Source organism: Sphingobacterium thermophilum, assembly GCF_039541675.1.
GTDB classification, from domain to species: domain Bacteria; phylum Bacteroidota; class Bacteroidia; order Sphingobacteriales; family Sphingobacteriaceae; genus Sphingobacterium; species Sphingobacterium thermophilum.
This window is the reverse complement of sequence record NZ_BAABGR010000029.1, coordinates 106,304-132,398: the sequence shown is the minus strand read 5'-3', so window position 1 is coordinate 132,398 and position 26,095 is coordinate 106,304. Positions and strand designations below refer to the sequence as shown.

General features: G+C 40.8%; 22 protein-coding genes. 13 read left to right on the top strand and 9 right to left on the bottom strand.

Annotated elements, in window-relative coordinates; all coding sequences use genetic code 11:
* Positions 1 to 4 precede the first annotated feature (4 nt).
* Positions 5 to 646 (top strand): uridine kinase family protein, encoded by a 642-nt coding sequence (locus ABD873_RS10310; RefSeq protein WP_345068055.1) that lies wholly within the window; start codon positions 5 to 7, stop codon positions 644 to 646.
* A 191-nt stretch (positions 647 to 837) separates the two neighbouring features.
* On the opposite strand, the gene ABD873_RS10305 is transcribed toward ABD873_RS10310, so the two are convergent.
* Positions 838 to 2,058 carry an MFS transporter gene (locus ABD873_RS10305; protein ID WP_345068053.1) on the bottom strand — a complete coding sequence of 407 codons (1,221 nt, stop codon included), beginning with the start codon at positions 2,056 to 2,058 and terminating at the stop codon, positions 838 to 840.
* A 102-nt stretch (positions 2,059 to 2,160) separates the two neighbouring features.
* On the opposite strand from ABD873_RS10305, the gene ABD873_RS10300 reads away from it, so the two are divergent.
* From ABD873_RS10300 to ABD873_RS10280, 5 genes are read left to right on the top strand one after another with little or no spacing between them, the layout of a single operon-like run.
* Positions 2,161 to 2,673, top strand: coding sequence for a YiiD C-terminal domain-containing protein (locus ABD873_RS10300; RefSeq protein ID WP_345068051.1), 513 nt, complete (start codon positions 2,161 to 2,163; stop codon positions 2,671 to 2,673).
* 12 nt (positions 2,674 to 2,685) lie between these two features.
* Positions 2,686 to 3,117: a transposase gene (locus ABD873_RS10295; protein ID WP_345068049.1), complete on the top strand. Its 432-nt coding sequence runs from the start codon at positions 2,686 to 2,688 to the stop codon at positions 3,115 to 3,117.
* Between the two features lie 2 nt (positions 3,118 to 3,119).
* Positions 3,120 to 3,770 (top strand): SCO family protein, encoded by a 651-nt coding sequence (locus ABD873_RS10290; RefSeq protein WP_345068047.1) that lies wholly within the window; start codon positions 3,120 to 3,122, stop codon positions 3,768 to 3,770.
* A gap of 1 nt (position 3,771) precedes the next feature.
* Positions 3,772 to 4,200, top strand: coding sequence for a c-type cytochrome (locus ABD873_RS10285; RefSeq protein ID WP_345068045.1), 429 nt, complete (start codon positions 3,772 to 3,774; stop codon positions 4,198 to 4,200).
* A gap of 56 nt (positions 4,201 to 4,256) precedes the next feature.
* Positions 4,257 to 4,700 (top strand): hypothetical protein, encoded by a 444-nt coding sequence (locus ABD873_RS10280; protein ID WP_345068043.1) that lies wholly within the window; start codon positions 4,257 to 4,259, stop codon positions 4,698 to 4,700.
* A gap of 112 nt (positions 4,701 to 4,812) precedes the next feature.
* Here ABD873_RS10280 and rny read toward each other — a convergent pair whose 3' ends face one another.
* The 4 genes from rny to pheT form a co-directional block, all read right to left on the bottom strand.
* Complete coding sequence (gene rny / locus ABD873_RS10275; protein ID WP_039053188.1) at positions 4,813 to 6,372, bottom strand: ribonuclease Y; 1,560 nt, start codon at positions 6,370 to 6,372, stop codon at positions 4,813 to 4,815.
* A 249-nt stretch (positions 6,373 to 6,621) separates the two neighbouring features.
* Positions 6,622 to 6,912, bottom strand: coding sequence for a cell division protein ZapA (locus tag ABD873_RS10270; protein ID WP_039053189.1), 291 nt, complete (start codon positions 6,910 to 6,912; stop codon positions 6,622 to 6,624).
* A gap of 62 nt (positions 6,913 to 6,974) precedes the next feature.
* Entirely contained in the window at positions 6,975 to 7,280 is a 306-nt protein-coding gene (locus ABD873_RS10265; RefSeq protein ID WP_345068039.1) for a hypothetical protein, read from the bottom strand.
* Between the two features lie 30 nt (positions 7,281 to 7,310).
* On the bottom strand, positions 7,311 to 9,704 hold the full coding sequence (gene pheT / locus ABD873_RS10260; RefSeq protein WP_345068037.1) for a phenylalanine--tRNA ligase subunit beta: 2,394 nt from the start codon (positions 9,702 to 9,704) through the stop codon (positions 7,311 to 7,313).
* Positions 9,705 to 9,889: 185 nt separating this feature from the next.
* Here pheT and purL point away from each other — a divergent pair, with 185 nt between their 5' ends.
* Positions 9,890 to 13,558, top strand: a complete 3,669-nt coding sequence (gene purL, locus ABD873_RS10255; protein ID WP_345068035.1) for a phosphoribosylformylglycinamidine synthase — start codon at positions 9,890 to 9,892, stop codon at positions 13,556 to 13,558.
* 104 nt (positions 13,559 to 13,662) lie between these two features.
* Positions 13,663 to 13,824, top strand: coding sequence for a hypothetical protein (locus ABD873_RS10250; protein ID WP_345068033.1), 162 nt, complete (start codon positions 13,663 to 13,665; stop codon positions 13,822 to 13,824).
* Positions 13,825 to 13,887: 63 nt separating this feature from the next.
* Here the strand turns inward: ABD873_RS10250 and ABD873_RS10245 are convergent, their stop codons facing one another.
* Both ABD873_RS10245 and ABD873_RS10240 read right to left on the bottom strand, forming a co-directional pair.
* Complete coding sequence (locus tag ABD873_RS10245) at positions 13,888 to 14,778, bottom strand: aldo/keto reductase (protein ID WP_345068031.1); 891 nt, start codon at positions 14,776 to 14,778, stop codon at positions 13,888 to 13,890.
* Positions 14,779 to 14,797: 19 nt separating this feature from the next.
* A complete protein-coding gene (locus tag ABD873_RS10240; protein WP_345068029.1) occupies positions 14,798 to 15,784 on the bottom strand; it encodes a glycosyltransferase family protein in 987 nt (328 codons plus the stop codon).
* 117 nt (positions 15,785 to 15,901) lie between these two features.
* On the opposite strand from ABD873_RS10240, the gene ABD873_RS10235 reads away from it, so the two are divergent.
* On the top strand, positions 15,902 to 16,840 hold the full coding sequence (locus ABD873_RS10235; protein ID WP_345068027.1) for a zinc dependent phospholipase C family protein: 939 nt from the start codon (positions 15,902 to 15,904) through the stop codon (positions 16,838 to 16,840).
* Positions 16,841 to 16,844: 4 nt separating this feature from the next.
* Here ABD873_RS10235 and ABD873_RS10230 read toward each other — a convergent pair whose 3' ends face one another.
* On the bottom strand, positions 16,845 to 20,474 hold the full coding sequence (locus ABD873_RS10230; RefSeq protein WP_345068025.1) for a DUF7507 domain-containing protein: 3,630 nt from the start codon (positions 20,472 to 20,474) through the stop codon (positions 16,845 to 16,847).
* Between the two features lie 152 nt (positions 20,475 to 20,626).
* Here ABD873_RS10230 and ABD873_RS10225 point away from each other — a divergent pair, with 152 nt between their 5' ends.
* Positions 20,627 to 21,250, top strand: coding sequence for a 7-carboxy-7-deazaguanine synthase QueE (locus ABD873_RS10225; protein ID WP_345068023.1), 624 nt, complete (start codon positions 20,627 to 20,629; stop codon positions 21,248 to 21,250).
* A 47-nt stretch (positions 21,251 to 21,297) separates the two neighbouring features.
* On the opposite strand, the gene ABD873_RS10220 is transcribed toward ABD873_RS10225, so the two are convergent.
* Entirely contained in the window at positions 21,298 to 22,368 is a 1,071-nt protein-coding gene (locus tag ABD873_RS10220; RefSeq protein ID WP_345068021.1) for a Gfo/Idh/MocA family protein, read from the bottom strand.
* Between the two features lie 193 nt (positions 22,369 to 22,561).
* Between ABD873_RS10220 and ABD873_RS10215 the strand changes: the two genes are divergently transcribed.
* The 3 genes from ABD873_RS10215 (at position 22,562) to ABD873_RS10205 (ending at position 26,056) form a co-directional block, all read left to right on the top strand.
* The gene (locus tag ABD873_RS10215; protein ID WP_345068019.1) at positions 22,562 to 23,827 is read left to right on the top strand and encodes a DUF819 family protein; all 1,266 of its coding nucleotides are present in this window, start codon (positions 22,562 to 22,564) and stop codon (positions 23,825 to 23,827) included.
* Positions 23,828 to 23,955: 128 nt separating this feature from the next.
* A complete protein-coding gene (locus ABD873_RS10210; RefSeq protein ID WP_039053191.1) occupies positions 23,956 to 24,396 on the top strand; it encodes an acyl-CoA thioesterase in 441 nt (146 codons plus the stop codon).
* Positions 24,389 to 26,056, top strand: a complete 1,668-nt coding sequence (locus tag ABD873_RS10205) for a M1 family metallopeptidase (RefSeq protein ID WP_345068017.1) — start codon at positions 24,389 to 24,391, stop codon at positions 26,054 to 26,056. Before ABD873_RS10210 ends, ABD873_RS10205 begins: the two co-directional genes overlap by 8 nt.
* Positions 26,057 to 26,095: the final 39 nt, after the last annotated feature.

The following is a 26,095-nucleotide window of genomic DNA, read 5'->3' as shown; positions in this document are numbered from 1 at the left end:
AAAGATGAACAAACCTTACGTCATTGGTATCGCAGGAAGCAGTGGGTCCGGAAAGACATTCTTTCTAAGGAGTTTTTTAAATCATTTTAAACACGACGAAATCACTCTCATATCGCAGGACGATTACTATATTCCTGCGAATACGAAAACAAAAGAAGAAAACAGACTATATAATTTTGACTTGCCTACGGCCATAGACCGTAAGGCCTTCTACAGAGATATCAAAGATCTGTTTGATGGCAAAACCGTATTTAAAGAAGAATATACCTTCAACAACCCTAACATCAAACCTAAAATGCTGGAAATAAAACCAGCTCCTATCCTTATCGTAGAAGGACTTTTTATCTTTTATTACGAAGAGGTCAACGAACTGTTGGATTACAGAATATTTCTCGATGCTGATGAAGAAGTTGCCTTAGCAAGAAGATTGAAAAGAGATTTATTAGAACGCGGATACGATCACGATGACGTGATGTATAAGTGGAAAGAACATGTAGTTCCGGCTTACAACACTTATTTACTGCCTTTTAAGGCATCTACCGACAAAGTCATCATCAACAATACGGATGATCCGAAACTTATTCACGACGCTACAGCACTTATCTCGCAGGAAGTCAAAGAAAAATTATTCCAAAATAATTTATAATCATTCTAAATAACTGTCTTTGTGTCATGAAATATCCGTTGGAATTAGAGCAAGATACAAAGATGAATGATATAGAATCAGCAAAAGGCTTGAATCCTTTTGCTGATTTTTCTTGTTGTGTATTCAAAAAGTGCTGCAAAAAATATAAAAAAGGAAAGCGCTGCAAAAAGTGTCCTGACCGTTAAAGACAGTTATTCTTCAAAATAATTAAGGTCCCTATCAAAACTTTCCTTCAACTGCGTCAATGCAAAGATTGCTATGGCGCTCAATAGTAATAAAGTGACCATGGCAGCCATGATTATCCCCATCTGATTGACTAAAAGACCATATAGCATCGTAGAAGGTATCAATGCTCCTCGCACAAAATTAGGAGCCGTAGTAGCCACCGTAGCACGCAGGTTGGTGCCGAACTGTTCGGCTGCTATAGTAACAAAGGTCGCCCAATAGCCTACACCAAACCCCATCAGAAAGGCCAACCATAAAAACTTAGTTTCCGTAATGCCGTAACTATTTAAATACCACACCGAGGTAGCAATAATCATTAATTGAAAAATAAAGACAACCTTTCTTCGCGACTTAAGCCACTGTGCTAGCATTCCCGCAAAGATATCCCCCAAAGAAATCCCTAAATACGTAAACATAACGCCTTTTCCAGCGCTTAGAACCTGCGGTGCCTGTAGCGCTTTTCCTATTTCGGGGCTTTGGGTTACCAAGACCCCTACAACAAACCAAATCGGGAGACCTATACAAAGACAGTAGATATAACGCACGACACGCTTTCTATCAGCAAATAAAAGTTTAAGACTTCCCTTCTGTATGTGCTGTTGACTTGCCGACTCAGCAAACATGCCTGATTCGAAAGTACCCATACGCATCAAAAGAAGCAATAAGCCCATTCCTCCTCCTACAAAGTAGGCTGTCCTCCAGTCAAACCATTCCGACACATAATACGCCAGTATAGCTCCCAGCACCCCTACAGCAGCCACAAACATGGTTCCATAACCTCTCTTGTCCTTAGGCATGCTCTCACTCACCAATGTAATACCGGCGCCCAACTCTCCTGCAAGACCTATCCCTGCAATAAAACGTATCATAGCATATGTGTTGACATCCTGCACGAAACCGTTGCTGATATTCGCCAGCGAATACATCAATATAGAGCCGAAAAGCACCTTAATACGTCCGAATTTGTCCGCTATTACACCCCATATAAGACCACCCAACAACAGTCCCCCCATCTGCATATTCAGCACGTATTCCCCTTTGACACGCATGAGCTCTTCGCCAACGCCTATGTCTTTAAATGAAGGAATACGGACAATAGAAAAAATAATCAGATCATAAATGTCGACAAAGTAACCTAATGAGGCTACAAGGACGAGAAGAACAACATTTTTTTTGCTTCCTTTCATAAATAGATTTTTGTCCGATGAAAATAAAATAATTCTATTTTTAAAACAACATATTGCGATGAATTGACCGTCAGAAGGGTAATTATTTCTTACTTTTGTAAGATGAAACTGACACCAACAGCTCTTAAATGGGGATTAAGGATGTATCCACCCTTTTTCTTTCAGCGTATCTGGGTAAAAAAAATCGATGAAGATTTTTGTGGCGCTGAAGTGAAAATTATTAAGAGTTTTCTCAATATCAACTCCAACAAGACACTCTTCGGAGGAACCATATTCTCCGCTTTGGACCCTATGCATTCTGTCCTGCTGGACCAGCTCCTAAAAGCTAAAGGACTGAAAAAAACCGTAGCATGGCTTAAATCCGCAAAAATTGAGTATCTTAAACCCGGAAGAACAGATCTTTCCTTCACCATAAAATTAAATCAGCAAGAAGTGGAAGAAGCTTTTCAACTCATACAAAAGTATGGTAAAGTAATAAAAACTTTTTCCACCGAAATCTTTGACCAGAACGGTACAAAATGTGCTGTATGTGAAAATGAAGTATATATCAGGGATTTGAATTTCGATTTTAGTACATTGAAATCCATAGACGAAAAACTAAATAAAACCGCTTAAAATATAGATGATATGAAAAAGGTATTTTATTTATGCGCGCTTGCTGGACTGACATTATTTGCTGCTTGCCAGCAGTCGTCAACAAAAGAAGTCGTACAACCCCAACAGCTAGCAGAAGAGGCTATCAAAATCCATGATGAGATCATGCCTCAGATAGCACATTTCGACAGAACTGTATTGAAAATTGACAATATCCTCGGTAACTTAGACAGCCTTGCAAAAGCAAAGAAAGATATTGACACCAATGTTATCAAAGCAGACCTTACTGCCTTAAAGCAAAATCTGGAAGCAGCAACAGACAACATGATGACTTGGATGCGTGACTACGCTCCGGACAGCACTGATGTAGCTTACCAAAAAGCCGAAGTCGAAAAGATCAAAGCAATGAAAAAACAATTTGAAGATGTTTCCTTAGAGAGCAACAACAAATTGGGTAATTTATAATTATGAACATGTTGAAAAATATCTTATTTACCTTCGCCATAAGTAGTGTAATAGCCCTATCCGCCTGCCAATCCAATACCAAAAAGTTACCTATCATAGGTGATAAAGATATCGTAGAAAAAGTTGTGGATGGTAAAAAAGTGATAGACACTATATATCCTAAAATTCCGGAATTCCAATTCTTGAATCAGGATAGTGTGATCATCACCCACAAAGATTTTGACAACAAAATTTATGTTGCCAATTTTTTCTTTACACACTGTCCAAGCATTTGCCCTACTATGCAGCGTAATCTTCTCAAAGCTTACCAGAAATATAAAGGCAACAAAGGAATATCATTCTTATCGCATAGTATAGATTTCAAACATGACCAGCCGCATGTGCTAAAAGAGTATGCGACCAAACTGGGAGTTGATAACGATCAATGGCAGTTTGTAACGGGTTCCAAAAGCGATATCTATGGCATTTCGGACAAATACTTGGTATTCACCAAAGAAGATGAAAACGCGCCAGGAGGATATGACCATTCCGGTTACCTTGTACTTATAGATCACGATAAGCATATCCGTGGTGTATACGATGGCACCAATGCCGAAGAAGTGGACAAACTTATTAGTGATATCGAAATCTTATTATCCGAATACAAGAAATAACATGAGATATCTTTTCTCTCTTGTTTCCATAGGCATGCTGATAGTAGCTATAAGCCAACTATCAGCATGTCATTCTAACTTGGATATCAAAACAGCACAATATGCCGTAAATGGGCAAAAACTGTACAAAACGCACTGCGAAAATTGTCATGGAGCAAAAGGTGAAGGATTAGGTAAGCTCTATCCTCCTCTCACGGACCACGATTTCCTTCAAAAAAACAGAAGCCAGCTGGCTTGTATCGTCAAACATGGCCTTTCCGGAGAAATCCAAGTTAACGGCGAAATATATAATCAGCAGATGCCGGCTAATGCACAACTTACCGATGTCGACATAGCTTATATCCTCACCTATGTCACCACTCATTTTGGTAAGGCCGATTCTGCATATACGCATGATGAAGTCATAGAAAATTTAAAAAATTGCCAATAAAACTTTCCTACATACCATAAGAAATAATTATCTTTAATTAAGCTGATTATGAGCTTATGATTATCCGGAGAAATAAATCCCTTTTATGGGGGCAGATTAGTATTGCTGCGGCTATGTTGCTGTTGCTTATAGCTCTTTTCTTAGAAAATCACAAGGTCATAACGCTACGCAGCCTGCCCATACTCTTTATCTTCTATTATTCCATAGCGGTGGCATTGTACCATTTAACAACACCTAGACTAAGCATAGAAAAAGGACAGCTGAACCTCTATAATTCCGTATTTTCAAAAAAAAGCTGGGCGCTATCCGAAATTAGTTGTAAATATATAGTCGGAGATTATGTATTTTATAAGGACGACAAAGAAATAGCTCGTGTGGTAAAAACGGAAATACATAAGGATGACGTGAAAACTTTAGAAGAAATATCTTACACTCTCGATAAAAAGAAAAAAGGTTTTCAAACGGGGAGAATGAAAACCTTTCTTACTAACCAATTATAAACCTAAATTATGATGGCACAAAGATAGTGTATTTTATACACTATTGCAAGAAAAAAATGAAAAAAGCCGACTTACTATAAGTCGGCTTTTATGCTTGCTATAATTTCTCTTCTTATTTAGCGTAAGCTACCGAACGCGTCTCGCGAATTACAGTAACTTTGATTTGTCCCGGATAAGTCATTTCAGTTTGAATTCTGTTTGAAATGTCGGCAGCTAAGATTTCTGCCTGAGCATCCGAAACTTTCTCACTTTCTACCACCACACGAAGCTCACGTCCCGCTTGTATCGCGAAAGTTTTCTCAACGCCAGGATACGATAGCGCAAGTTCTTCAAGCTCCTTCAGACGCTTGATATAGCTTTCTACTACCTCACGACGAGCTCCTGGACGAGCGCCAGAAATGGCGTCACAAGCTTGAACGATAGGCGAAATCAAGGATGTCATCTCTATCTCATCGTGGTGAGCACCGATAGCGTTACATACGTCTGGATGTTCTTTATATTTCTCAGCCAGCTGCATACCCAAGATTGCGTGTGGCAGATCAGGATTGTCATCAGGAACTTTACCTATATCATGTAGCAGTCCAGCACGTTTTGCATGCTTGACATTCAATCCCAATTCGGCAGCCATCGTCGCCGCAAAGTTAGCCACCTCGCGAGAGTGCTGTAATAAATTCTGTCCGTATGAAGAACGATAGCGCATGCGGCCCACCATACGGATAAGCTCTGGGTGAAGACCGTGTATACCTAAGTCTATAACGGTACGCTCACCTATTTCGACGATTTCTTCTTCGATCTGTGCACGTGTCTTGGCTACCACCTCTTCAATACGTGCTGGGTGAATACGTCCATCAGTCACCAAACGGTGCAGCGAAAGACGGGCGATCTCTCTACGGACAGGGTCAAAGCCCGAAAGGATAATAGCTTCAGGGGTATCATCCACGATAATCTCCACACCGGTAGCAGCTTCCAAAGCACGTATGTTACGTCCCTCTCTACCGATAATTCTACCTTTGATCTCATCGTTCTCAATATTGAAGATCGAAACGGTATTTTCTATCGCCGATTCGGTGGCTGTACGTTGAATAGTTTGTATTACCACCTTTTTCGCTTCTTTGGCAGCAGTAAGCTTAGCCTCATCGACGATATCCTTAATCTGGATGATAGCCTGTGAGCGGGCTTCTTCACGTAAAGAGTTTACCAGTTGTTCTTTTGCCTCTTCGGCAGTAAGTCCTGCAATGGTTTCCAACTGACTGATATGTTGTCTTTTCAGTTGTTCAACCTCTTCACTTTTTTTCTCGTTAAGCTCGATAAGCTGATCCAGCTTCACGCTTTTCTTATCCAACTCTTGCTTCTCACGATTTAGATTTTCAAGCTTTTGATTCAGCGACTGCTCTTTTTGCTTCAACGAGTTTTCTTTCTGTGCCAACGCATTGTTGCGTTGAGTGATTTCACGCTCATGCTCGGCTTTAAGCTGTAAGAACTTCTCTTTAGCTTCTAACTGACGTTGTCTTTTTGTATGTTCGGCCTGCTTTTCGGCTTCTTTGATAATGCTTTCTGCTCTTTGGTTGGCATCCCTTTCCTGCTTCTTGAACACCATCTGCAACAAATATCGCCCTATCAGGATACCGACAAGAAGAGAAATTATAATTGAAAGTGTTATTGATAACTCCATATTCTTAATTTATATATAATGATTATTATAGCTTTTGCAAAAAAAAAACCGCAATTAAATTAACAGGTCGCATGTATTATTAAACTTCGATTACACAAGTTTGAGCTTTAGATTGTGACCAGATGGCTTACGCAAAATGGCCTATATCTTCGTTTTCGCTCTGTATATTGAAGCGTTAAGTTTAAAATAGTGACAACCCGAATTTAATTGCGGCAAATTCGTCGTTATATAGCTCTAAAAGAACGATATTTATTTTGAAAAGAAATCCGTGAGTAACGTATCCAATTCGTGAATAGACTGCTCAAGACCTGTGTCCTGTTGCTGTAAAGCACGCTCTGCCTTAATCATCCCTGTGGCATATTGTAATACACACATGGACAGCAAATCTTGCTTATCACGAACTGCATAGTTCTCTTGCAATTCCTTTATCTTTTCATTAACCAATTTCGCAGCATATCGAATCACCTCTTCCTCCTCTGCTGTTATCCTCAACGGATAAACCCTATCTGCGATATTTATCTTTATGGAAATTTCTCCCATGATTTATCGAGCTTAATAACGTTATAAACTTACTCGCCCTACCTCACTTTAACTTAACGAAACTACTTCAATAAGTTTATACATCTGTCTATTTCTCGCACAAAATCGTTAATTTTTTGTTTTGTGTCAAGTATTTTTTCATTTATGGCTTCCTTATCTTTGGCCTCATCAAGCGACTTGGCGACAGCCATCGCCTTAATCTGTTCTTCCAACTGTTGAATCTTCGCTTTGCTGGTGTCAAATGCTACCTGCACCGACTGCAATTCCAGTTTCAACAAATCATTTTCTTCTTGAAGTGCCTCACACAACTGAATTAAATTTTTCGTTTTCTCAACGATAACATTCATTTGTGATGATAGTGATGCCATATATTATTTATCGCAATTAAATCTTTGAGATTAGCGCACTACTGCTTTAATCTCCTTCTCAAAGTTAATAATTAATTTTTGAATAATACTATCAATTTGTTTATCATTTAACGTTTTTTCCTCATCCTGAATGACAAAACTTAACGCGTAGGACTTTTTACCTTCCGGAAGTTTGTCTCCCTTATATACGTCAAAGATATTAACCTCTTTCAACAGCTTGCGATCGGTCTTCAAAGCTATATTTTTCAATTGCTCGAAAGTAACCTGTTCGTCTACCAATAAGGCCAAATCTCTACGCACAGCAGGGAACTTAGACACTTCCTTGTATTTGATAGTGTTTTTACGGATAGTCTTGAGCACCAAATCCCAGTCAAAATCTGCAAAATATACAGGACCTTCTACGTCTGCCTTGTGTAAGGCTTCTGCAGCAACAGCGCCTAACGTCACCAACACCTTCTGACCCTTCATGTAATCCAGCCCGTATGCCAGATTTTTGCTGGTAGTCTCTACGATTTGTAAGTTTTCTATCTTCAGGCGTCTGACGATAGTATCCACTGCCGCCTTAAGGTTGTAAAAGTTCACCTCCTTAACCTTTTCGTACCACTTTTCAGTAGTCTTCTTACCGGTGATAGCTAAGGCTAGATGTTGCTTCTCTTCATATCCTTCTTCTTTCAGATGATAAGTTTTACCGTACTCAAAGAATTTCAAGTCCGACTGCTTGCGCTTTTGATTGTATGCTATAGCCGTAAGAGCCGAGAATAGGATGTTTTGGCGCATCGTATCCAAGTCGGAGCTCAACGGATTGAAAAGCTTCACCGCAGTAGCTTCATCATCGGCATATGCCAATTTTGTCAACGAATTGGACAAAATCTCTCTGTAACCATTAGCGATCAGCAAGTCCGCAATCTGGTTCAGCACGGCTTCTTTGTCCGGCTTCTCTTGGGTATTTAGCGAAGCCAAAATCTGAGACTTCAATTCTATGTTGTTGTACCCATAGATACGAAGAACCTCTTCGATAACGTCTACCTCGCGAGTTACATCTACCTTGTATGGAGGTACTTCTACCGAAAGTCCTTCTTCCGTCTCTTTGGCAATCTTTATTCCCAAAGCTTGGATGATTTCTTTAATTTCCTCTGCCGGGATATCTTTTCCAATAAGACGTTGAACGTTGCGATAGTTTACATCGAATTTGAAGGCATCCACAGGCTTTGGATAAATATCTGTTATGGCTGAAGTAACCTTACCTCCGGCAATCTCTTGAATCAATAAAGCAGCGCGCTTCAATGCATAAACAGTGATATTAGGATCTGTCCCTCTTTCGAAGCGGAATGAAGAATCCGTTTTCAGGCCATGACGTTTTGAAGTCTTACGAACGCTGACAGGATTAAAGTAGGCCGACTCTAAGAAAATATCGGTAGTAGTTTCCGAAACTCCAGAATATTCTCCGCCAAACACCCCAGCAATACACATAGCTTTCTCCGCGTCAGCAATAACTAAATCTTCGGCAGAAAGCTTACGCTCTACCCCATCTAGCGTCACGAAGAGCTCTCCTTCTTTAGCCTTACGCACAACTACCTTATTACCAGAAATTTTAGCAGCATCAAACGCATGTAAAGGTTGACCTAAATCATGCAACACATAATTGGTGATATCGACAATATTGTTGATCGAACGGATACCTATGGCTGCCAACTTTTCTTTCAGCCAGTCCGGAGACTCGGCAACTTTAACACCGGAAATATTAATACCTGAATAGCGAGGACATGACTCGCCATCTTCCACCACCACTTGCGTTTGTACGCTATCTCCTGCTACAAAAGCATCTACATTAGGAAGCTGGTAGGTACCGCGAAAATAAGCAGCAAGGTCACGTGCTACCCCCAAGTGTGATGCGGCATCGGCACGGTTAGGTGTCAATCCTATTTCAAAACAATAGTCATCCTTTATTTGATAGTAGTCACGTACTAAAGTGCCAATCTGCGCATCCTGTGGAAGTTCTACTATACCCGCATGAGAAGTTCCTAGACCAATTTCATCCTCACCACAGAGCATACCTTCCGACACCTCTCCACGGATTTTAGATTTGTTGATTTTAAAAGGTTCTCCCGCAGTAGGATGACAAACTGTACCTACAGGAGCTACGACAACCTTTAATCCGGCACGGCAGTTAGGAGCTCCACAGACAATATTCAATGGCTCTTCACCACCGATATTCACTTTGGTAATTTTAAGTTTATCAGCGTTAGGATGTTGTTCTGCACTCAACACTTCCCCTACCACTAATCCTTCCAATCCTCCAGGGATAGACTCCACTTTTTCTACCGCTTCTACCTCCAAACCTATATCTGTGAGTATTAAAGACAGTTCTTCCGGGGTTTTATCTATATTTAAATAATTCCTAAGCCAATTGTAAGAAATTTTCATTTTATATTTTTTTTAAGACACAAAGATAGGATTTTTACCTTTTTGCATAAGATTTTAATGTCAGAAAATATAATTTGTTGAAAACTCTTATTTATTCACATCCTTATTTTCCTATCAGATTATTGTGAAAAATATTCCCTAAATTTGTGCTTTAAATTGAAGAACGTTCAAAACTAACATAAATAATGATTCATTTCTTTGAGAACCCATCGAACATCGTTTACGCTGTTCAAAGTGTTGACTCTTTATCACAAGAAGACATTAGTAAACTAAATTGGCTCTTTGGAAACGCCAAAAAACTTGAACAACAAACCATCAACCGTTATTTTGTAGGACCACGTGCTGCCATGATTACTCCATGGAGTACCAACGCCGTGGAAATCACACAAAATATGGGGATTAAAGGGTTGATTCGTATCGAAGAATTTCATCCTGTGTCCGAAGACTTCGAAGATTATGACCCTATGATTTCGCAGAAATATGCTGCGCTGACTCAAGAGATGTATACCATCAATATCACTCCCGAACCTATAAAGGAAATTGATGATATTGATGCTTATAATAAATCGGAAGGATTGGCACTAAGTGCTGAAGAAATAGATTACCTGAACAATCTATCTAAGAAGCTAGGTCGTAAACTGACCGACTCTGAAGTATTTGCGTTTTCACAAGCCAACTCCGAACACTGCCGCCACAAGATATTTAACGGTACCTTCATCATCGATGGTGAAGAGCAGCCTACTTCTTTATTCAAGCTGATCAAGAAAACCTCAGAAACCAATCCTAATGAGATTGTTTCTGCATATAAAGATAATGTTGCCTTCATACAAGGTCCTACTGTAACGCAGTTTGCCCCTAAGTCGGCAGACAAACCGGACTTCTACGCAGAGAAGGATTTCGAATCTGTTTTGTCGCTTAAGGCCGAGACCCATAACTTCCCGACCACGGTGGAACCCTTTTCCGGTGCCGCTACCGGTTCGGGTGGTGAAATCCGTGACCGTCTAGCTGGTGGTCAGGGCGCCATCCCTCTTGCAGGTACGGCAATCTATATGACAGCCTATTCGCGTCTTATGGAAGACCGCCCATGGGAAAAGGGCATGGAAGAGCGTCCTTGGCTTTATCAAACACCGATGGATATCCTTATCAAAGCGTCAAACGGCGCTTCAGACTTCGGCAACAAATTTGGCCAGCCTCTAATCGCCGGATCGGTATTGACCTTCGAGCATGAGGAGCTAGGACGCAAGTTGGGATATGATAAAGTTATCATGCTTGCCGGTGGTGTGGGCTACGGCAAAAAAGATCAAGCAAAAAAATTAACACCTAAACCGGGAGACAAAATTGTAATCTTGGGAGGGGAAAACTACCGTATCGGCATGGGGGGTGCTGCCGTATCTTCAGCAGACACCGGAGCCTTCGGCTCCGGCATAGAGTTGAACGCTATACAGCGCTCTAACCCTGAAATGCAGAAACGTGCTGCCAATGCTATCCGTGCTTTGGTGGAATCGGATCACAACCCTATCGTATCCATTCACGACCATGGTGCCGGTGGACACCTGAACTGTCTGTCTGAGCTGGTGGAAGAAACAGGTGGCTGCATCGATATGGATAAACTACCTGTAGGAGACCCTACCCTTTCAGCAAAAGAAATCATCGGCAACGAATCTCAAGAACGTATGGGATTGGTAATTGCCGAAAAGGATATTGAAACCTTACAACGGGTGGCCGACCGTGAACGAGCTCCTATGTACACCGTCGGTGACGTCACCGGCGACCATCGCTTCACTTTCGTATCTAAGACTACGGGAGAAAAGCCTATGGATTATGACTTGGCAGACTTCTTCGGTTCTTCACCGAAGACGTACATGAAAGACAAAACCGTAGCCCGTCAATATGCAGATGTGGAATACGAAGTGAGCAAGATTCCTACCTACCTCGAACAAGTCCTACAGCTGGAAGCCGTAGCATGTAAAGATTGGTTGACCAATAAGGTGGACCGCTGTGTGGGAGGTCGTGTAGCTAAACAACAATGTGCCGGACCTTTACAGCTGCCTCTTAACAATGTGGGCGTGATGGCCTTAGACTTCAAAAATAAAGAAGGTATCGCGACATCTGTAGGGCATACTCCTGTAGCAGCCATAGTAGATCCTGAGGCGGCAAGCAGAACTGCTATTGCTGAAGCCCTATCTAATATCGTCTTTGCTCCGGTGAAAAACGGACTGTCAGGAGTGTCTCTATCAGCAAACTGGATGTGGCCTTGTAACAACGAAGGAGAAGATGCACGCCTTTACAAAGCCGTGAAAGCTTGTTCTGATTTCGCTATTGAGTTGGGAATCAATATCCCTACAGGGAAGGACTCCCTCTCCATGAAGCAGAAATATCCTAACGGTCAGGACGTAATTGCTCCAGGAACATTAATCATCTCAGCAGCAGCAAACTGTATAGACATTAACAAAGTGGTAGAACCGGTACTGTCTAAAAATGCCGGATCGATTTACTATATCAACTTATCAAAAGACAACTTTAAACTGGGAGGTTCTTCTTTCGGTCAAATCCTGAATAGAATAGGTAAAGAAGTACCAACCATCAAAGATGCTGCATATTTCAAAAAGGCTTTCAACGTCATTCAGGAACTGATTCTGAATGATCAGGTTGTGGCAGGACATGATGTGGGTTCTGGCGGTCTTATCACCACCCTATTGGAAATGACCTTCGCCGACGTAAATCTGGCTGCTAATTACGACTTGTCAGGTCTTGGGGAGCATGATACCGTAAAAGCTTTATTCAACGAAAACATTGCCGTAGTCCTGCAAGCGAAAGACGATAACGCTTTTGAAGCAGCATTAGCACAGTCCTGTGTAGTAGCGGTGAAGATAGGTACTGCCGTAGAAGGCACTACTGTTTCTTTCAAAAACCATGCTGACACCTTCTCTTTCGATGTGGTGCAAACACGAGACATCTGGTATAAGACATCGTATCTTTTGGACCAGAAACAGTCGAAAAATGGAATGGCCGAGGAGCGTTACAAAAACTACAAAAACCAACCTCTATCCTTCTCCTTCCCTTCTCAATTTGACGGTAAAAAACCGGCACGTCCTCATGTAAGACCTAAGGCCGCTATTATCCGTGAGAAGGGTTCAAACTCCGAACGTGAGATGGCCAACGCCATGTATCTGGCAGGATTTGACGTTAAGGATGTACATATGACCGACCTGATTTCCGGTCGTGAAACATTGGAAGATATTCAGTTTATCGGAGCTGTGGGAGGCTTCTCCAACTCAGACGTATTGGGCTCTGCAAAAGGTTGGGCCGGCGCTTTCCTATACAACGAAAAAGCTAAAAAAGCATTAGAGAATTTCTTTGCCCGTCCGGATACCCTTTCTATAGGTATATGTAACGGATGTCAGCTTTTCATGGAACTGGAATTAATCAATCCGGATCACGAAGTACATGGCAAAATGCATCACAACACCTCTGGTAAGCACGAATCCAATTTCGTGTCGGTGAAAATCCAAGAAAATAACTCTGTGATGTTAAGCTCATTGGCGGGATCTACCTTAGGAGTCTGGATATCGCATGGGGAAGGTAAATTCAAGCTTCCATACAGTGAAGACCGATACAATATCGTAGCTAAGTACGCTTATGAGCAATATCCTCATAATCCAAACGGTTCGGACTTCAATACAGCGATGATGTGCGACGCAACAGGACGTCATCTGGTAACTATGCCACATATCGAACGTTCTATATTCCAATGGAATTGGGCTTATTACCCTGCTGGAAGAAAAGACGAAGTAACACCATGGTTAGAAGCTTTTATCAATGCTAGGAAATGGTGTGAAGCCAATAAGAAATAAGTTGGACAAATCGTAATATTTGGAATCCTCCTGTACCATAAAGTGTAGGAGGATTTTTTTTGAACCCTTTCGTCATTCAGTTGTTCTGTTAAAAAATTACAGCCATGAAAGACACACGAAAAGAAATACCCAAAAAGAAGAGCGGAAAAAATGAATTTAAAAAAAACAGACAGCCCAACACGAAAGTGGAAAGTGATACAGGCAAAAGGCCTGCAAAAGACAAAAGCCCTCTTCCTCCCAATCCCAATAAGGTTGACAACCACTAAAACTGATTTTCCTTTTTCGAAGCTATGCCTTCTCTAAATAGAAAAGGGCAGCTACATATTGCTCTATGTCAAATGGTCCGTATAATCTATCTTAGGAATACGACTTTCATCGAAGACGATATTTAGCTTATCCAGTTCTATGATGCTTTGCTTCAAAGCAAGAAATTGCTCCATAGTTCTAATTCCTATTATACTTGAGGCTACAACCTTTTTTCGAAGAACATAAGCCAAAGCTATAGTTTCCTTATGCAGTTGATATTGACTAGCTAACTCCTCTAAATAAGTAAGAATGGATTGCATATTGGTGGAAGAATGGGAAAGGTAGGAGTCTTTAGCTTTTCCTAACAAAACACCCTGAGCATAAGCCCCTCTTGCTAAAACCGAAATCTTGTCTTTAAATCTATCGAAATATTTTTCAGGGCGAGTATCCAACATACTGTACTGCATCATATTTGATATAATATTGGATTGTTCGGTAAAGCGAAGAAAAACATTAGGACGGATAGAAGAAATGCCATAATAGCGGATTTTTCCTTGTGCTTTTAATGTTTCTAACGTTTCCAACACTTCTTCAAAATTATCTTCCTTCGTACCACCATGTATTTGATAGACGTCAATATAGTCCGTTTGCAGTCGTTTTAAAGATGTGTCCACAGCATCAAAAATATATTTCGCAGACACATCCCAGGTCCATCCTGACCTATCTTCTTTCCATCTGTTACCGACTTTTGTAGCTATATATACCTTGTCACGAAACTTCTTCAAGGCTTTACCCAATAAGACCTCGTTTTCCCCAAAATCATATAGATCTGCCGTGTCAAAGTAATTTATTCCACAGTCATAGGCTGCCTCAATGATACAAGAACATTCAGCAGAGTCTGATTTCAACGACATGCATCCTAACGCGATCTGCGAGATATTTAGTTCGGAGTTTCCCAATCTATTGTAATGCATAAGTTGATAATTAAAAATGTTATTTATGTCTGTTGACTAAGGTCTCAATGATTTGCATGGTGTTGTTAGGATAATTTACCTGCACCACCTTATCGCTATTCAACCATAACTCTATATCGTATTCATACTTTTTCTTCAGACTTTTTATCACCGGCACCCCGAGATCTATCAATGCTGCTGCATTCAAATGTTGCTCATACTGGTTTTTCATAGGAATAGCAAGAATCTTTTTCCCTAGATACAAAGCTTCGGCAGGTGTTTCGAAACCTGCACCACACAGTACCCCTGATGAAGAAGCCATACTCTTGATAAAGAGGTCACTGTTGATGGGCTGTATTTTAACATTTTTATAACGAAAGGGTTTGGAATTATGCTTGGAAAAGACATCCCATTGTACATCGACAAACTTTGTCAGATGCTTTATTAGATGTGCATCGTCATAAGAAGGAAGGTAAACCGTATAATGTCCATTATTGGTAGGCTCTATCTCGCGGATTGCTTTTCTAATAACAGGAGTATAAATGGAAGAATGGTATTCTTTGAAATGGAAGCCATAGGCATACGAAACAGGTGCATAGTTTTTCATGATAAATTTTCCCATCATATCCGTCTCTTCCGGCTTAGGGGCACTAGGGTGCATCACTCCTATCTGATGACTCAAACCTATACAGGGAATGTCTTTAGTATGGCAAGCCCATGCTGTTATAGGTTCAAAATCATTAATAATCAAATCGTAATTTTCTACCGGAACGGAGTTTATTTCGCGGATGACCTGACGTACGGTGGAGCTCATAAAGGTTTTCCAGATGTCCACACCTCCAGACTTACCAAAGATGAAGCTTAAGCCGTGCAACCGGTATTTGATATCGAAAGGTAAGATAATATCCGCCTGTATTCCGCTTATCAACACATCTACCTCTCCGAAGGCCTGAAGGCATGGAATTATGTCCATAGCCCTACACAAATGCCCATTGCCGGTTCCTTGAATTGCGTATAGAATCTTCATCAGCTTCGCTAATCTCCGTATCGAAATTACATAATTTTAGTACATAAAATTTTTAATTCAAAACAATATTAAAATTTGTTGACTTTTTCTTAATTTGAAAGAACCAATTAACTAGTTATGAACATCATCCGATTAGGGTTGTTTGTAGCGTTAATGAGCCTTTGTAGCTGGGGCTTTAATCCTCACAAGAAAATCAATGAAACTGCAGTCTTTCTCCTACCTGCAGAAATGGCCATTTTTTATAAGTCCTATATCAGTCAGATTACCAACAAGGCCATAGATGCTGACAAGCGCTGCTACATTGATACGGCTGAAAGTCCAAGACATTTCATCGACTTGGATACCTATGAGAACATAGACTCTATTCCTATTCATTGGTCTCAGGCGCAAGAGAAGTTCACCGAACGCGCTTTAATAGCCAAAGGCATTGTCCCTTGGCAGATATATCGTTCCTACAATAGTCTTGTTGAAGCATTCAAGAATAATGATGTAGCGAAGATAATACGTCATAGTGCGGATTTAGGACATTATATCGCCGATGCCCACGTACCTTTACATACGACAAGTAACTATAATGGGCAGTTTACCAATCAAGTAGGAATACATGCCCTATGGGAAACACGCCTTCCAGAGATGTTTATGGAACAGTACGATCTATTTATAGGTCCTGCACGATACATAAACAATCCACTGGAAACCGCATGGAGAATCGTTCGGGAAAGCAACAGCCTTGTGGATTCCGTCTTAATGATAGAAAAGGAACTTTCCCAAACCATGAAGGCGGCGGACATTAAATCATATGTCGAGCGTAACAAGCAGCTTGTATATACCTATTCGGATTATTATGCAGAAAAATATCACGCTGCACTGAACGGTATGGTAGAACGTCGCTTCCGCTCTTCTATCTTTTATGTGGCTTCCTATTGGTTTAGCGCCTGGGTAGATGCAGGACAGCCCAATCTGAAAAGCCTTACCCTCTCCACTCCTATTACAGAGGAAGAAATCATACATTACGAGAATAAAAAAATTTTAGGGCGCGAAGAATGGCATGATTAAAAGGCTACCGCAGCTTTTCCCGCGTGATGAGGACATGTCCCTTTATAACGGTAGGTTTCTTTTCTTTGTCCCACAGTCTTACCAGATAGAAGTAAGTACCGTCAGTTACATTAGGCTGTACCACCCAATCATTTTTGTAATTGTCATTACTATAGATTACATTTTTGAAACGATCAAACACTTGGAACTCACATCTATCATATTTATATAACCCTATGATTTCGAATGTATCGTTATAGCCGTCACCATTGGGTGTGATGACGTTTGGCAACACAAGACCTGCTACCTCTATCTGTACAGTAGCTTCCTCAGACCAGTTGCCATTTTTATCACGTACAATATAGGTAAATTGATCTATTCCCGAGAACGTCTTTTCGGATTCATAGATGAAGATACCATTACCCTGATATCTCAAACTACCGTGGGAAGGATTGCTGATGATTCTCACACTTTCCGCATCAATTTCCGAATATTCCACAAAATCATTTCTCGTCACAGAAAGTTGAATCTTACCATTGTACGGCTGCACAAAATAATCATCTACGGCTTGAGGTGAGGTCTTCAGAATCGTGAGATCCACCCTAACAGCATTACTTGCCAACCGACTGTTATCCACGATACGATAGGTGAAATAATCTTCTCCCGACTCAAAGTTGTCATGCTGTTTGTAAAATACTTTTATTCCTTCCACCCGAACATTACCCATACTCGGAGCTTCGATAATCTCAATTTTTCCGGAGTTCCACTCACTGGATCCTTTACGGTCATTATCTAAAATGTTAAGTTCTTTTTCCTGTCCCTGATACAAAGCAATCCGATCGGCTACGGCCGTAGGCGCTGTCGCTAATGGGATAACAAGGCTCTGGTCATCTTCAAATGTCAATCCGGATAAATCTCTCAGTTCATTTCCATATTTAGTGTCCCTGCCCCATAAGGATGCTGATGTAACAATAGCCCCCCTCTGAATGTCTTCTTCTGTTATAACATACTGTGAATTAAAGCGTAAATCCCTGTTTTGTAAAGTAAAATCATAAGTTACTACCGGATCTGACATTACTAAATCATGTTGCACCCTGAGCTGCTGAATAGAAACTACTCCCTCATGTTTAACGGTATATTCAAAGCGTATGGTATCTCCTATGGTAAATTGATTATTCTCGCCTGTGCCTGTATTTGTCACACTCAGTCTTAAGCGAAAATAAGGTGCAGGTGCGATATCTATTCTTGTAATGTTGTTATTATCGAAGGATGTGCCGGACAAGTCTTTCACATCAAACCCTCGAGGGTTCTTTCCTATCACCAACGCCTGATTCAAGACATATCCACGCTCTATATCGGACTTTCTTATGGTATAGCGTCTTGAAAAGGAGTATTCTTCCTCTGGCAAGAGGGTAACATTCACGTCATCTGCAAAAACATTTAGAAGACTATCCGTTAGCTGAAAATCTTTTACCGCCACCAAACCAGTATTCCTAATCGTAAAAACATACTCAATTTCTTCTCCTTCCTCCTGAAAGCCGGAGCCGTTTCGGTCAATATGGTTAGCGGTTTTCAACAAAGCAATCTTTCCTCTTTCATTGTATGGTTCCAACAAAAACACTTCGTCATGAATTTTGATGTTATTACATTCCGTAGGAGCACATTCTTCCTGAGCAGATAAAGGTCTATCAATAGTAATATCAGAAGAAGTAGCATCCGGATCTATATATCCTGGAGGCCGAACCATACCTGCCAAGGCACGAACATATCCATAGGTCTCATCCGGCACATTGTTGGCGTGTGCTGTTATGGTAAGAATCACCACACAGCCATTGTCTATATCCATTATTGTTCGAAGCGAATGCTGATTAAACTGTTGAGATGTTATTACCGCACATCCATTGGTTTGGTAAGTTACATTATCTATAAAAAATCCTTGGGGAAGATCAAATTCATATCGGCTACCTAGGGCATGTGAAGGACCATTGTTTTTTACTATAACCTTATATTCAACTTGTTCATTAAGTTCGATAGTGTCCCTATTAGCCTCAATGCTTACTGTCTCCAGATCGGCTATTTCCACTAGAATCTCTTTCTCCATCTTTTCTTCTATTTGCACCGCATAGGACCACGTGTCCATAGCCATATTGTTTCCAAAGCTATTAGCCCCCGTATAAAAGTTGTTGTTAATATTCTGATTGGTTGCGGGTGTAGTGACACTGTACGTTCCCCAACGGTGTCCATTCACATTACTAGGAATTCCGGAAAGATTGACCAGCGGGTTGGAGTGTTCTTCTACATTAGGACCCAAAGGGATTTTACTGTCATCCCAATATATGGTAGCAGGACCTATCGTTGCTCCTGCTCTATCTATACGGTATAGCAAAAGACCACGCGGATTGATTTCCATATCGAAATATGGAAAATGGACTTCTCCTTCTATCATTGCAACAGTAACATCTATATCATATTTACCTATAGGGAGATACTTCCCTTCTCCGTCCAATCCATCCCAAAACACTTTATTATCTCCCATTTCAGCATAGACAATAATGTCCTTAGGAGGGAAATTAAAGGTAGGACTCTTACTCTTAATATTGACCCTATACCTTCCCGCATAATTAGTTTCAAAATGTATAAACATTCCTTTAGTATTTACATGCTGAATAGTATTTTCAGAGGATCCTATTCGAATATTACTTACAGTCGCGGTAAGAGGATCCCTTAGCAGCCATGTTTCGCCGAAAAAACCGACTCCGCTGCTAGGCAAGTCTATGCTCGGCAAAGCATAAAACATCTTATGTGTTACATATTGCGAATTGACATCCGGATCATTAGGATTGTGAATCCTAGCGCCATAACCTGCACTTGAACTTTTATAACTTGGATTACCATTATCGTCAAGAAATCCGGAATTATTGACAAAATAAGTAAACCGAAGTCCTATAAAACCATTTCCGTCAACTTTGTAAAGATTTCCGTCTCTCGTCAACACATAATTCACCCCGAAAAATCCGTAATCCTCACTATTCATCAACCCTCCGTTCATATAAAGGTTCAGTACATTTGTATATACTCGTCCTGAAATCCATTCTGTATCGGAGGCATTACGTACAGAAATATCCCAAGCACTTATAAAATTGGAATTCGCACTTTGTGCCCACTCGTCGTCCGCAGCTACCAACGTAGGAGAAAAGTTGCCTCCCGTATTATTCACCGGACTGATAAATTCTACTGTCCAGATACCCTCTTCATTCACTGCAAACTCATAAGGTGTATAGCCTGCCCTAGGACCAGCAAGCTCAGCTTCCCGATTTGTTAGGCCTCCACTACCTACTATTCTACCCAAAGGACCGAAATATTCTGTGGTAACACCTGTTGGGCTCATGATGCGTATGCCACCAGCGCCAACTCCCATAGCACTAGACGCAACAGCAATGGTTTCGTTCATTTTGGCGTAAACAAAGTGACGCGCATGGTTATAGAAGCGCGCAGCATTGGAATTGGCTTGATTAAGAATATGGGGTTCGAGCATGGCTCTGGTACCGCGTACTCCTCGAGGATAAAGATCTTTTGATCCATCCGCCCATAATGTAGTTCGTAAACCACATAATAGAAATAGTATAATGAAGAGAACCTTTACCTTCCAGTTCATCCCGGGTTAGTAATTAGTCAGTTATTATAAATATACGTATTTTGTGGCGCTTTATATAGCCTCTACTTCTTCCGTTTATAATTGGCTGCAATCCATTTAATGACATGAAATTAATATTATTATCCGTAACTTTGCACGCAAAATAATTTTAAATGTCACATCAAGTACCAGAAGACGGAACACTATTGCCTCTGATGGAGGAGTTTTACACCTTACAGGGAGAAGGATATCATACCGGAAAAGCAGCATATTTTATTCGATTGGGAGGATGTGATATCGGTTGCCATTGGTGTGACGTCAAAGAAAGTTGGGATGCAGAGCTTCATCCACTGACAGCGACAGACAGAATAGTGGAAAATGCATCTATTTATCCCGCTAAGACGGTAGTGGTGACCGGAGGTGAACCCCTTATCTATAATCTAGACTATTTAACACAGCAGTTAAAAAATCAAGGAATAAAAACGCATATAGAAACTTCCGGGGCCTATCCTCTTTCGGGTACATGGGATTGGATTTGTCTTTCGCCAAAAAAATTCAAAGCGCCAAGACCAGAAATCCTTAAAGTAGCGGGGGAGCTCAAAGTTATTGTATTCAACAAAAGCGATTTCAAATGGGCTGAAGACCATGCCAAGCTTGTAGGTCCAGACTGTAAACTTTACCTTCAGCCTGAATGGTCCAAGGCGTCAGAAATTACGCCTTTAATAATAGAATATGTCAAAGAAAACCCGAAATGGAATATTTCTTTGCAAACCCATAAATACCTGAACATTCCATAGTCTTAATAGAGCAAGAAGAGCCGATAACTTTATCGGCTCTTACTCGTTTATAAAGAGATAATTTTTCCGGTTTTAACACTTTCATCGCAAGCCATCGCTATACGCAGGCTGTTGAGTGCATCTTGCATGGACTTTGTAAGGTCTCTGTCGTGGATGATGGCATCATAGAAAAAGCGTTGTTCTCTGTTGCAAAGTTCCTGATGATCGGGTTCATCTTCAAGGTTAATCCATTCATCTTCTTTTACAAAATTGTTATGTGCGTCGATATCGGCATGATGTACACGGATAGACTCAGTCTTGGTGTGGAACTCTACGGAATCTGACGCACCATCTTTGGAGGCGCTCTGCGCTATGATGGAAACAGATCCTCTAGGTCCAAAGACGTCTTTTACGAAGAATGCCGTTTGACTCACCATAGGACCCCATCCTGCTTCATACCACCCCACACTGCCATCATCAAAACGTATCTGTAGTTGTCCATAATTATAATTATCATGTGGGATATCCTCTGTAAGTCTAGCTCCTATAGCACTTACTGCCACAGGCCTAGCATCCGTCATCTGGCACATTACATCAATATAATGAACCCCACAATCCACTATAGGACTTAAACTTTTCATTAAGTTACGATGTACATCCCACATATAGCCATGGCTTTGTTGGTTCAGATTCATACGAAAAACCAAAGGCGTCCCTAATTTTTTCCCTTCTTCGATAAAACGCATCCAGGAAGGATGATGCCTTAAAATATAGCCTACCACAAGTTTCTTATTAGCTCTTTGGGCCGCCTCTATGACACGCTGCGCTCCTTCTACTGTATCAGCCAAAGGTTTCTCAATAAATACATGAGCTCCTTGCTCAAAAGCCTTAATAGCATATACTTCGTGTGTGTCCGGATAGGTGGAAATACAGACAGCATCCGGCTTTGTAGCTTTCAAAGCTTTCTCATAATCATCAAAAAGTGGATAGTCTGACTGCAGTTTTTTCTGCAATTCGTTCTTGCTATCACCTCTGGACACAAGACCTATAATTTCAAATTCCGACATATCGTGATAGGCTTTCGCATGGGAAGCCCCCATATTGCCACAGCCAACCACTAAAACTCTTATCTTACTCATATACTCTTTTTGGGGTTAGGTTAAGGTTACACAATAATAATTAATATTTATCAGGACTCACAACGCATTCTTCTACGCCATAAGATACAAATCATTTTGCGTAAAAAAGTATTAACATGAGTCTCTTTATTTTAAAATTAAACCAAAAAAGGTCAAAAATATTGCATATTTTCACGGTGTTTTAGAGAAAATCATGGAAAACGTGCAAACTATAGAACCTTTAATTACAAATAACACCGTTATTGTTGGGATTTTGATGACTATCCTAGGATTAGTCTTCTATACTTCTGGCATCAAGAACCCCTTTATTCAAAAATTCTACGATATCTTTCCTCCTCTGCTCCTATGTTATTTCCTTCCGGGACTGCTTAATTCTTTCAATGTTTTTGACGGAGAAAACTCTCCTCTTACGACCATAGGGAGCCGTTATTTTCTTCCTGCCTGTTTAATATTGTTTATATTAAATTTAGATCTCAAAGAGATGTGGGCTCTCCGCAAAAGATCAGGGTTAATGTTCATCACCGGAACAATAGGTATAGTCGTTGGAGGGCCATTAGCCGTATGGCTTACCTCTTTGGTCGCACCCGAAGTTGTGGGCGGTACTGGGCCTGATGCCGTTTGGCGAGGATTGGGATCCCTTGCAGGTTCGTGGATCGGAGGAAGTGCCAACCAAGTGGCATTGAAAGAAATTTTACAGCCTTCTCCACACCTATTTTCTGCTATAATTGCGGTTGATGCCTTTGTTGCCTATATGTGGATGGCAATTTTGCTTTATGGGGCCGGCCAAAGTAAAAAGATGGACGCGCTATTGAAGGCCGACTCTTCGGACGTGGATTATCTGAAAAAAAAGCTGGAAAAAAGAGCCAAAGAAAATGCTAGAATGCCGGAGGCCAAGCATATCATCATCATGCTTGCCTTAGCGTTCGCTGGAACGGGATTGGCCACTTACTTAGCGGAGCCGGTAGCTCAGTACGTTTCGGAAAACTACCCTCAGCTTTCTACCTTTTCCCTTACAAACACTTTTTTCTGGATTATCCTTTTCTCAACCATATTCAGCATTTGCTTATCCTTCACCCGAGCACGCCATTATGAAAATTATGGTGCATCCAAACTGGGTACCGTCTTGTTATACATGTTGATTGTAACAATAGGCATGCAAATGGATATTTTAGCAATTCTTGACAATCCGGGATTATTTATTGTTGGAATACTATGGATATCCTTCCATGCTTTGTTGTTATTTATCGTTGCTAAGATTTTCAAAATTCCTTATTTCTACTTTGCCGTGGGCAGTATGTCCAATGTGGGAGGCGTTGCTTCGGCTTCAGTAATGTCGGCTGCGTTTCACCCTTCGTTGATATCTGTCGGAGTAATCCTTTCTGTGTTCAGCTATGCCATAGGAACCTATGCAGGCTGGCTGACAGCCATACTTATGCAACTTGCATCAGGAGCGCAATAACATTCAACAAAATACTTTATGAGCACAAGGCGATATGTTTATTTCATATCGCCTTGTGCTTTATTTCCTCTAAGCTCGTCTTTTTAAAACGTTTTCTTATATTTAGGAAACCTTTTAAGACAATACTTATGGACAACATATTTTACGAAGGCCAAGTTCTTTGGGCTCAGATAGATGCAAACCGACATTTACGGCATTCCGCTTATGCGGATTTCTGCGCTCAAGCACGAAGCAATATGCTCAACCGCATAGGACTTTCTCTGGACGAGTTTGCTCAATATAATATAGGTCCTATACTTTTCCGTGAAGAATTGGTTTATCACAGAGAAGTAAGACTTGACGAATATATCAAGGTAAGCACGGCGCTTAGCAAGTTCAACACCATAAACGGCAGGTTTTCCTTCCGCCATCAGATTATCAAAGGAGATAACAGCATAGCCGCTACAGTCAATGTGGACGGAGCATGGCTGGACCTCGAAAAAAGAAAACTGACAACCATCCCCAAAAGTTGGAAAGAATTCATGAATAAAATTCCTAAAACCGAAGATTATATTGAAATCCATGAATAAACTATTTCTTTCATTCTTTGCTGCAGGAACTTTATTCTTAGCATCCACCACCGCGAAAGCGCAGCTTATGCTGGCCAAAGATTTATTTACAAAGGCTGATTCCTTGCGGGGGCAGTTGACACCCCTACGTACTTGCTATGATGTACAGTACTATCACTTGGATATACAGGTTGACATTGACAAGAAATATATCTCCGGATCGAATCTTATAAGGTTTAAGACTGTCGAGGATTTTAAGACCCTACAGATAGACCTTTTTGACAATCTATCCATCGACAGAATCGTTTACCGCGGCAAAAACCTCAAATTCGACCGCCAGCATCACGCGGTGTTCGTACATTTTCCCAAGAAAATCAAGCGCGGAAAGACAGACTCGTTTACCGTTTATTATTCAGGAAACCCTATACAAGCTACGCGGGCTCCTTGGATTGGAGGATTCGACTGGAAAAAGGATTCCAACGGCAAACCTTTCGTAGCTACAGCCGTACAAGGCTTAGGAGCCAGTGCTTGGTGGCCCAACAAGGACCATCAGTCCGACGAACCGGACAGCATGAGAATTTCCGTGGCTGTACCGAATGGACTTATCAACGTCTCTAACGGCCGCCTTGAAAAGGTAGAACCACTAAACAACGGCTATACCAAATATCATTGGAAAGTTGTTAACCCCATAAACAATTATAATGTTGCTGTAAACATTGGTGATTACATCACTTTCAATGAAAAGATTAAAGGTGAAAAGGGAGAGCTCGATGTTGTCTATTATATCCTTAAAGAAAATAACAGCGAAGACAAAAAAGAACATCTTGGCAAAAATGTCAGACAGGCCATAGAAGCCTTTGAATATTGGTTCGGGCCGTACCCCTTTTATGAAGATAGCTATAAAATAGTAGAAACGGCACATCTAGGCATGGAACACCAATCGGCCATAGCGTATGGTAACAAGTTTTTGAACGGCTATTTAGGAAGAGATGGGTCCGGCACAGGATGGGGAAAGAAATGGGACTTCATCGTTGTCCACGAAAGTGGACATGAATGGTTTGGCAACAATATCACTGCCAAAGATATAGCCGACATGTGGATTCACGAAAGCTTCACCAACTATTCCGAAGCGCTGTTTATAGAATATTTTTACGGCAAGGAAGCTGCTCAGGAGTATATATACGGAAACCGACGCAGCATCCTGAACGATAAACCTATCCAAGGGCCTTACCACGTAAATAAAGAAGGATCGGGTGACATGTACAACAAAGGAGGTGTAATCCTTAACATGATTCGAACCATAGTCAATGATGACATCAAATGGAGAAATCTACTTCGCGACATGAACAAAGACTTTAGATTAAAACAGGTAGATTACAATGATATATTAAACTATATGAATCAGTACACAGGAAAAAGCTTCGATAAAATATTCGAGCAGTACCTGAAAACCAATAGCATCCCTACTCTCCTAGTAAAACAAGGAACCGATGGAAAAGTTTATGGACGCTGGAAAGCTCAGGTCGAAAATTTCCGCATGCCTGTATTATTAGGTCTGAAAGGCCAAATGGACCTTATCGAACTGACCGATACCTTCCAAAAAATAGATATCGAAAACTTAAACATTGATAATCTGATAATTGACACGTTTAACTTTTATATAAATGTCGAAATAGAATAAAAAATAGTAGATTCACATTCATCTTGACGAAAAAATTAT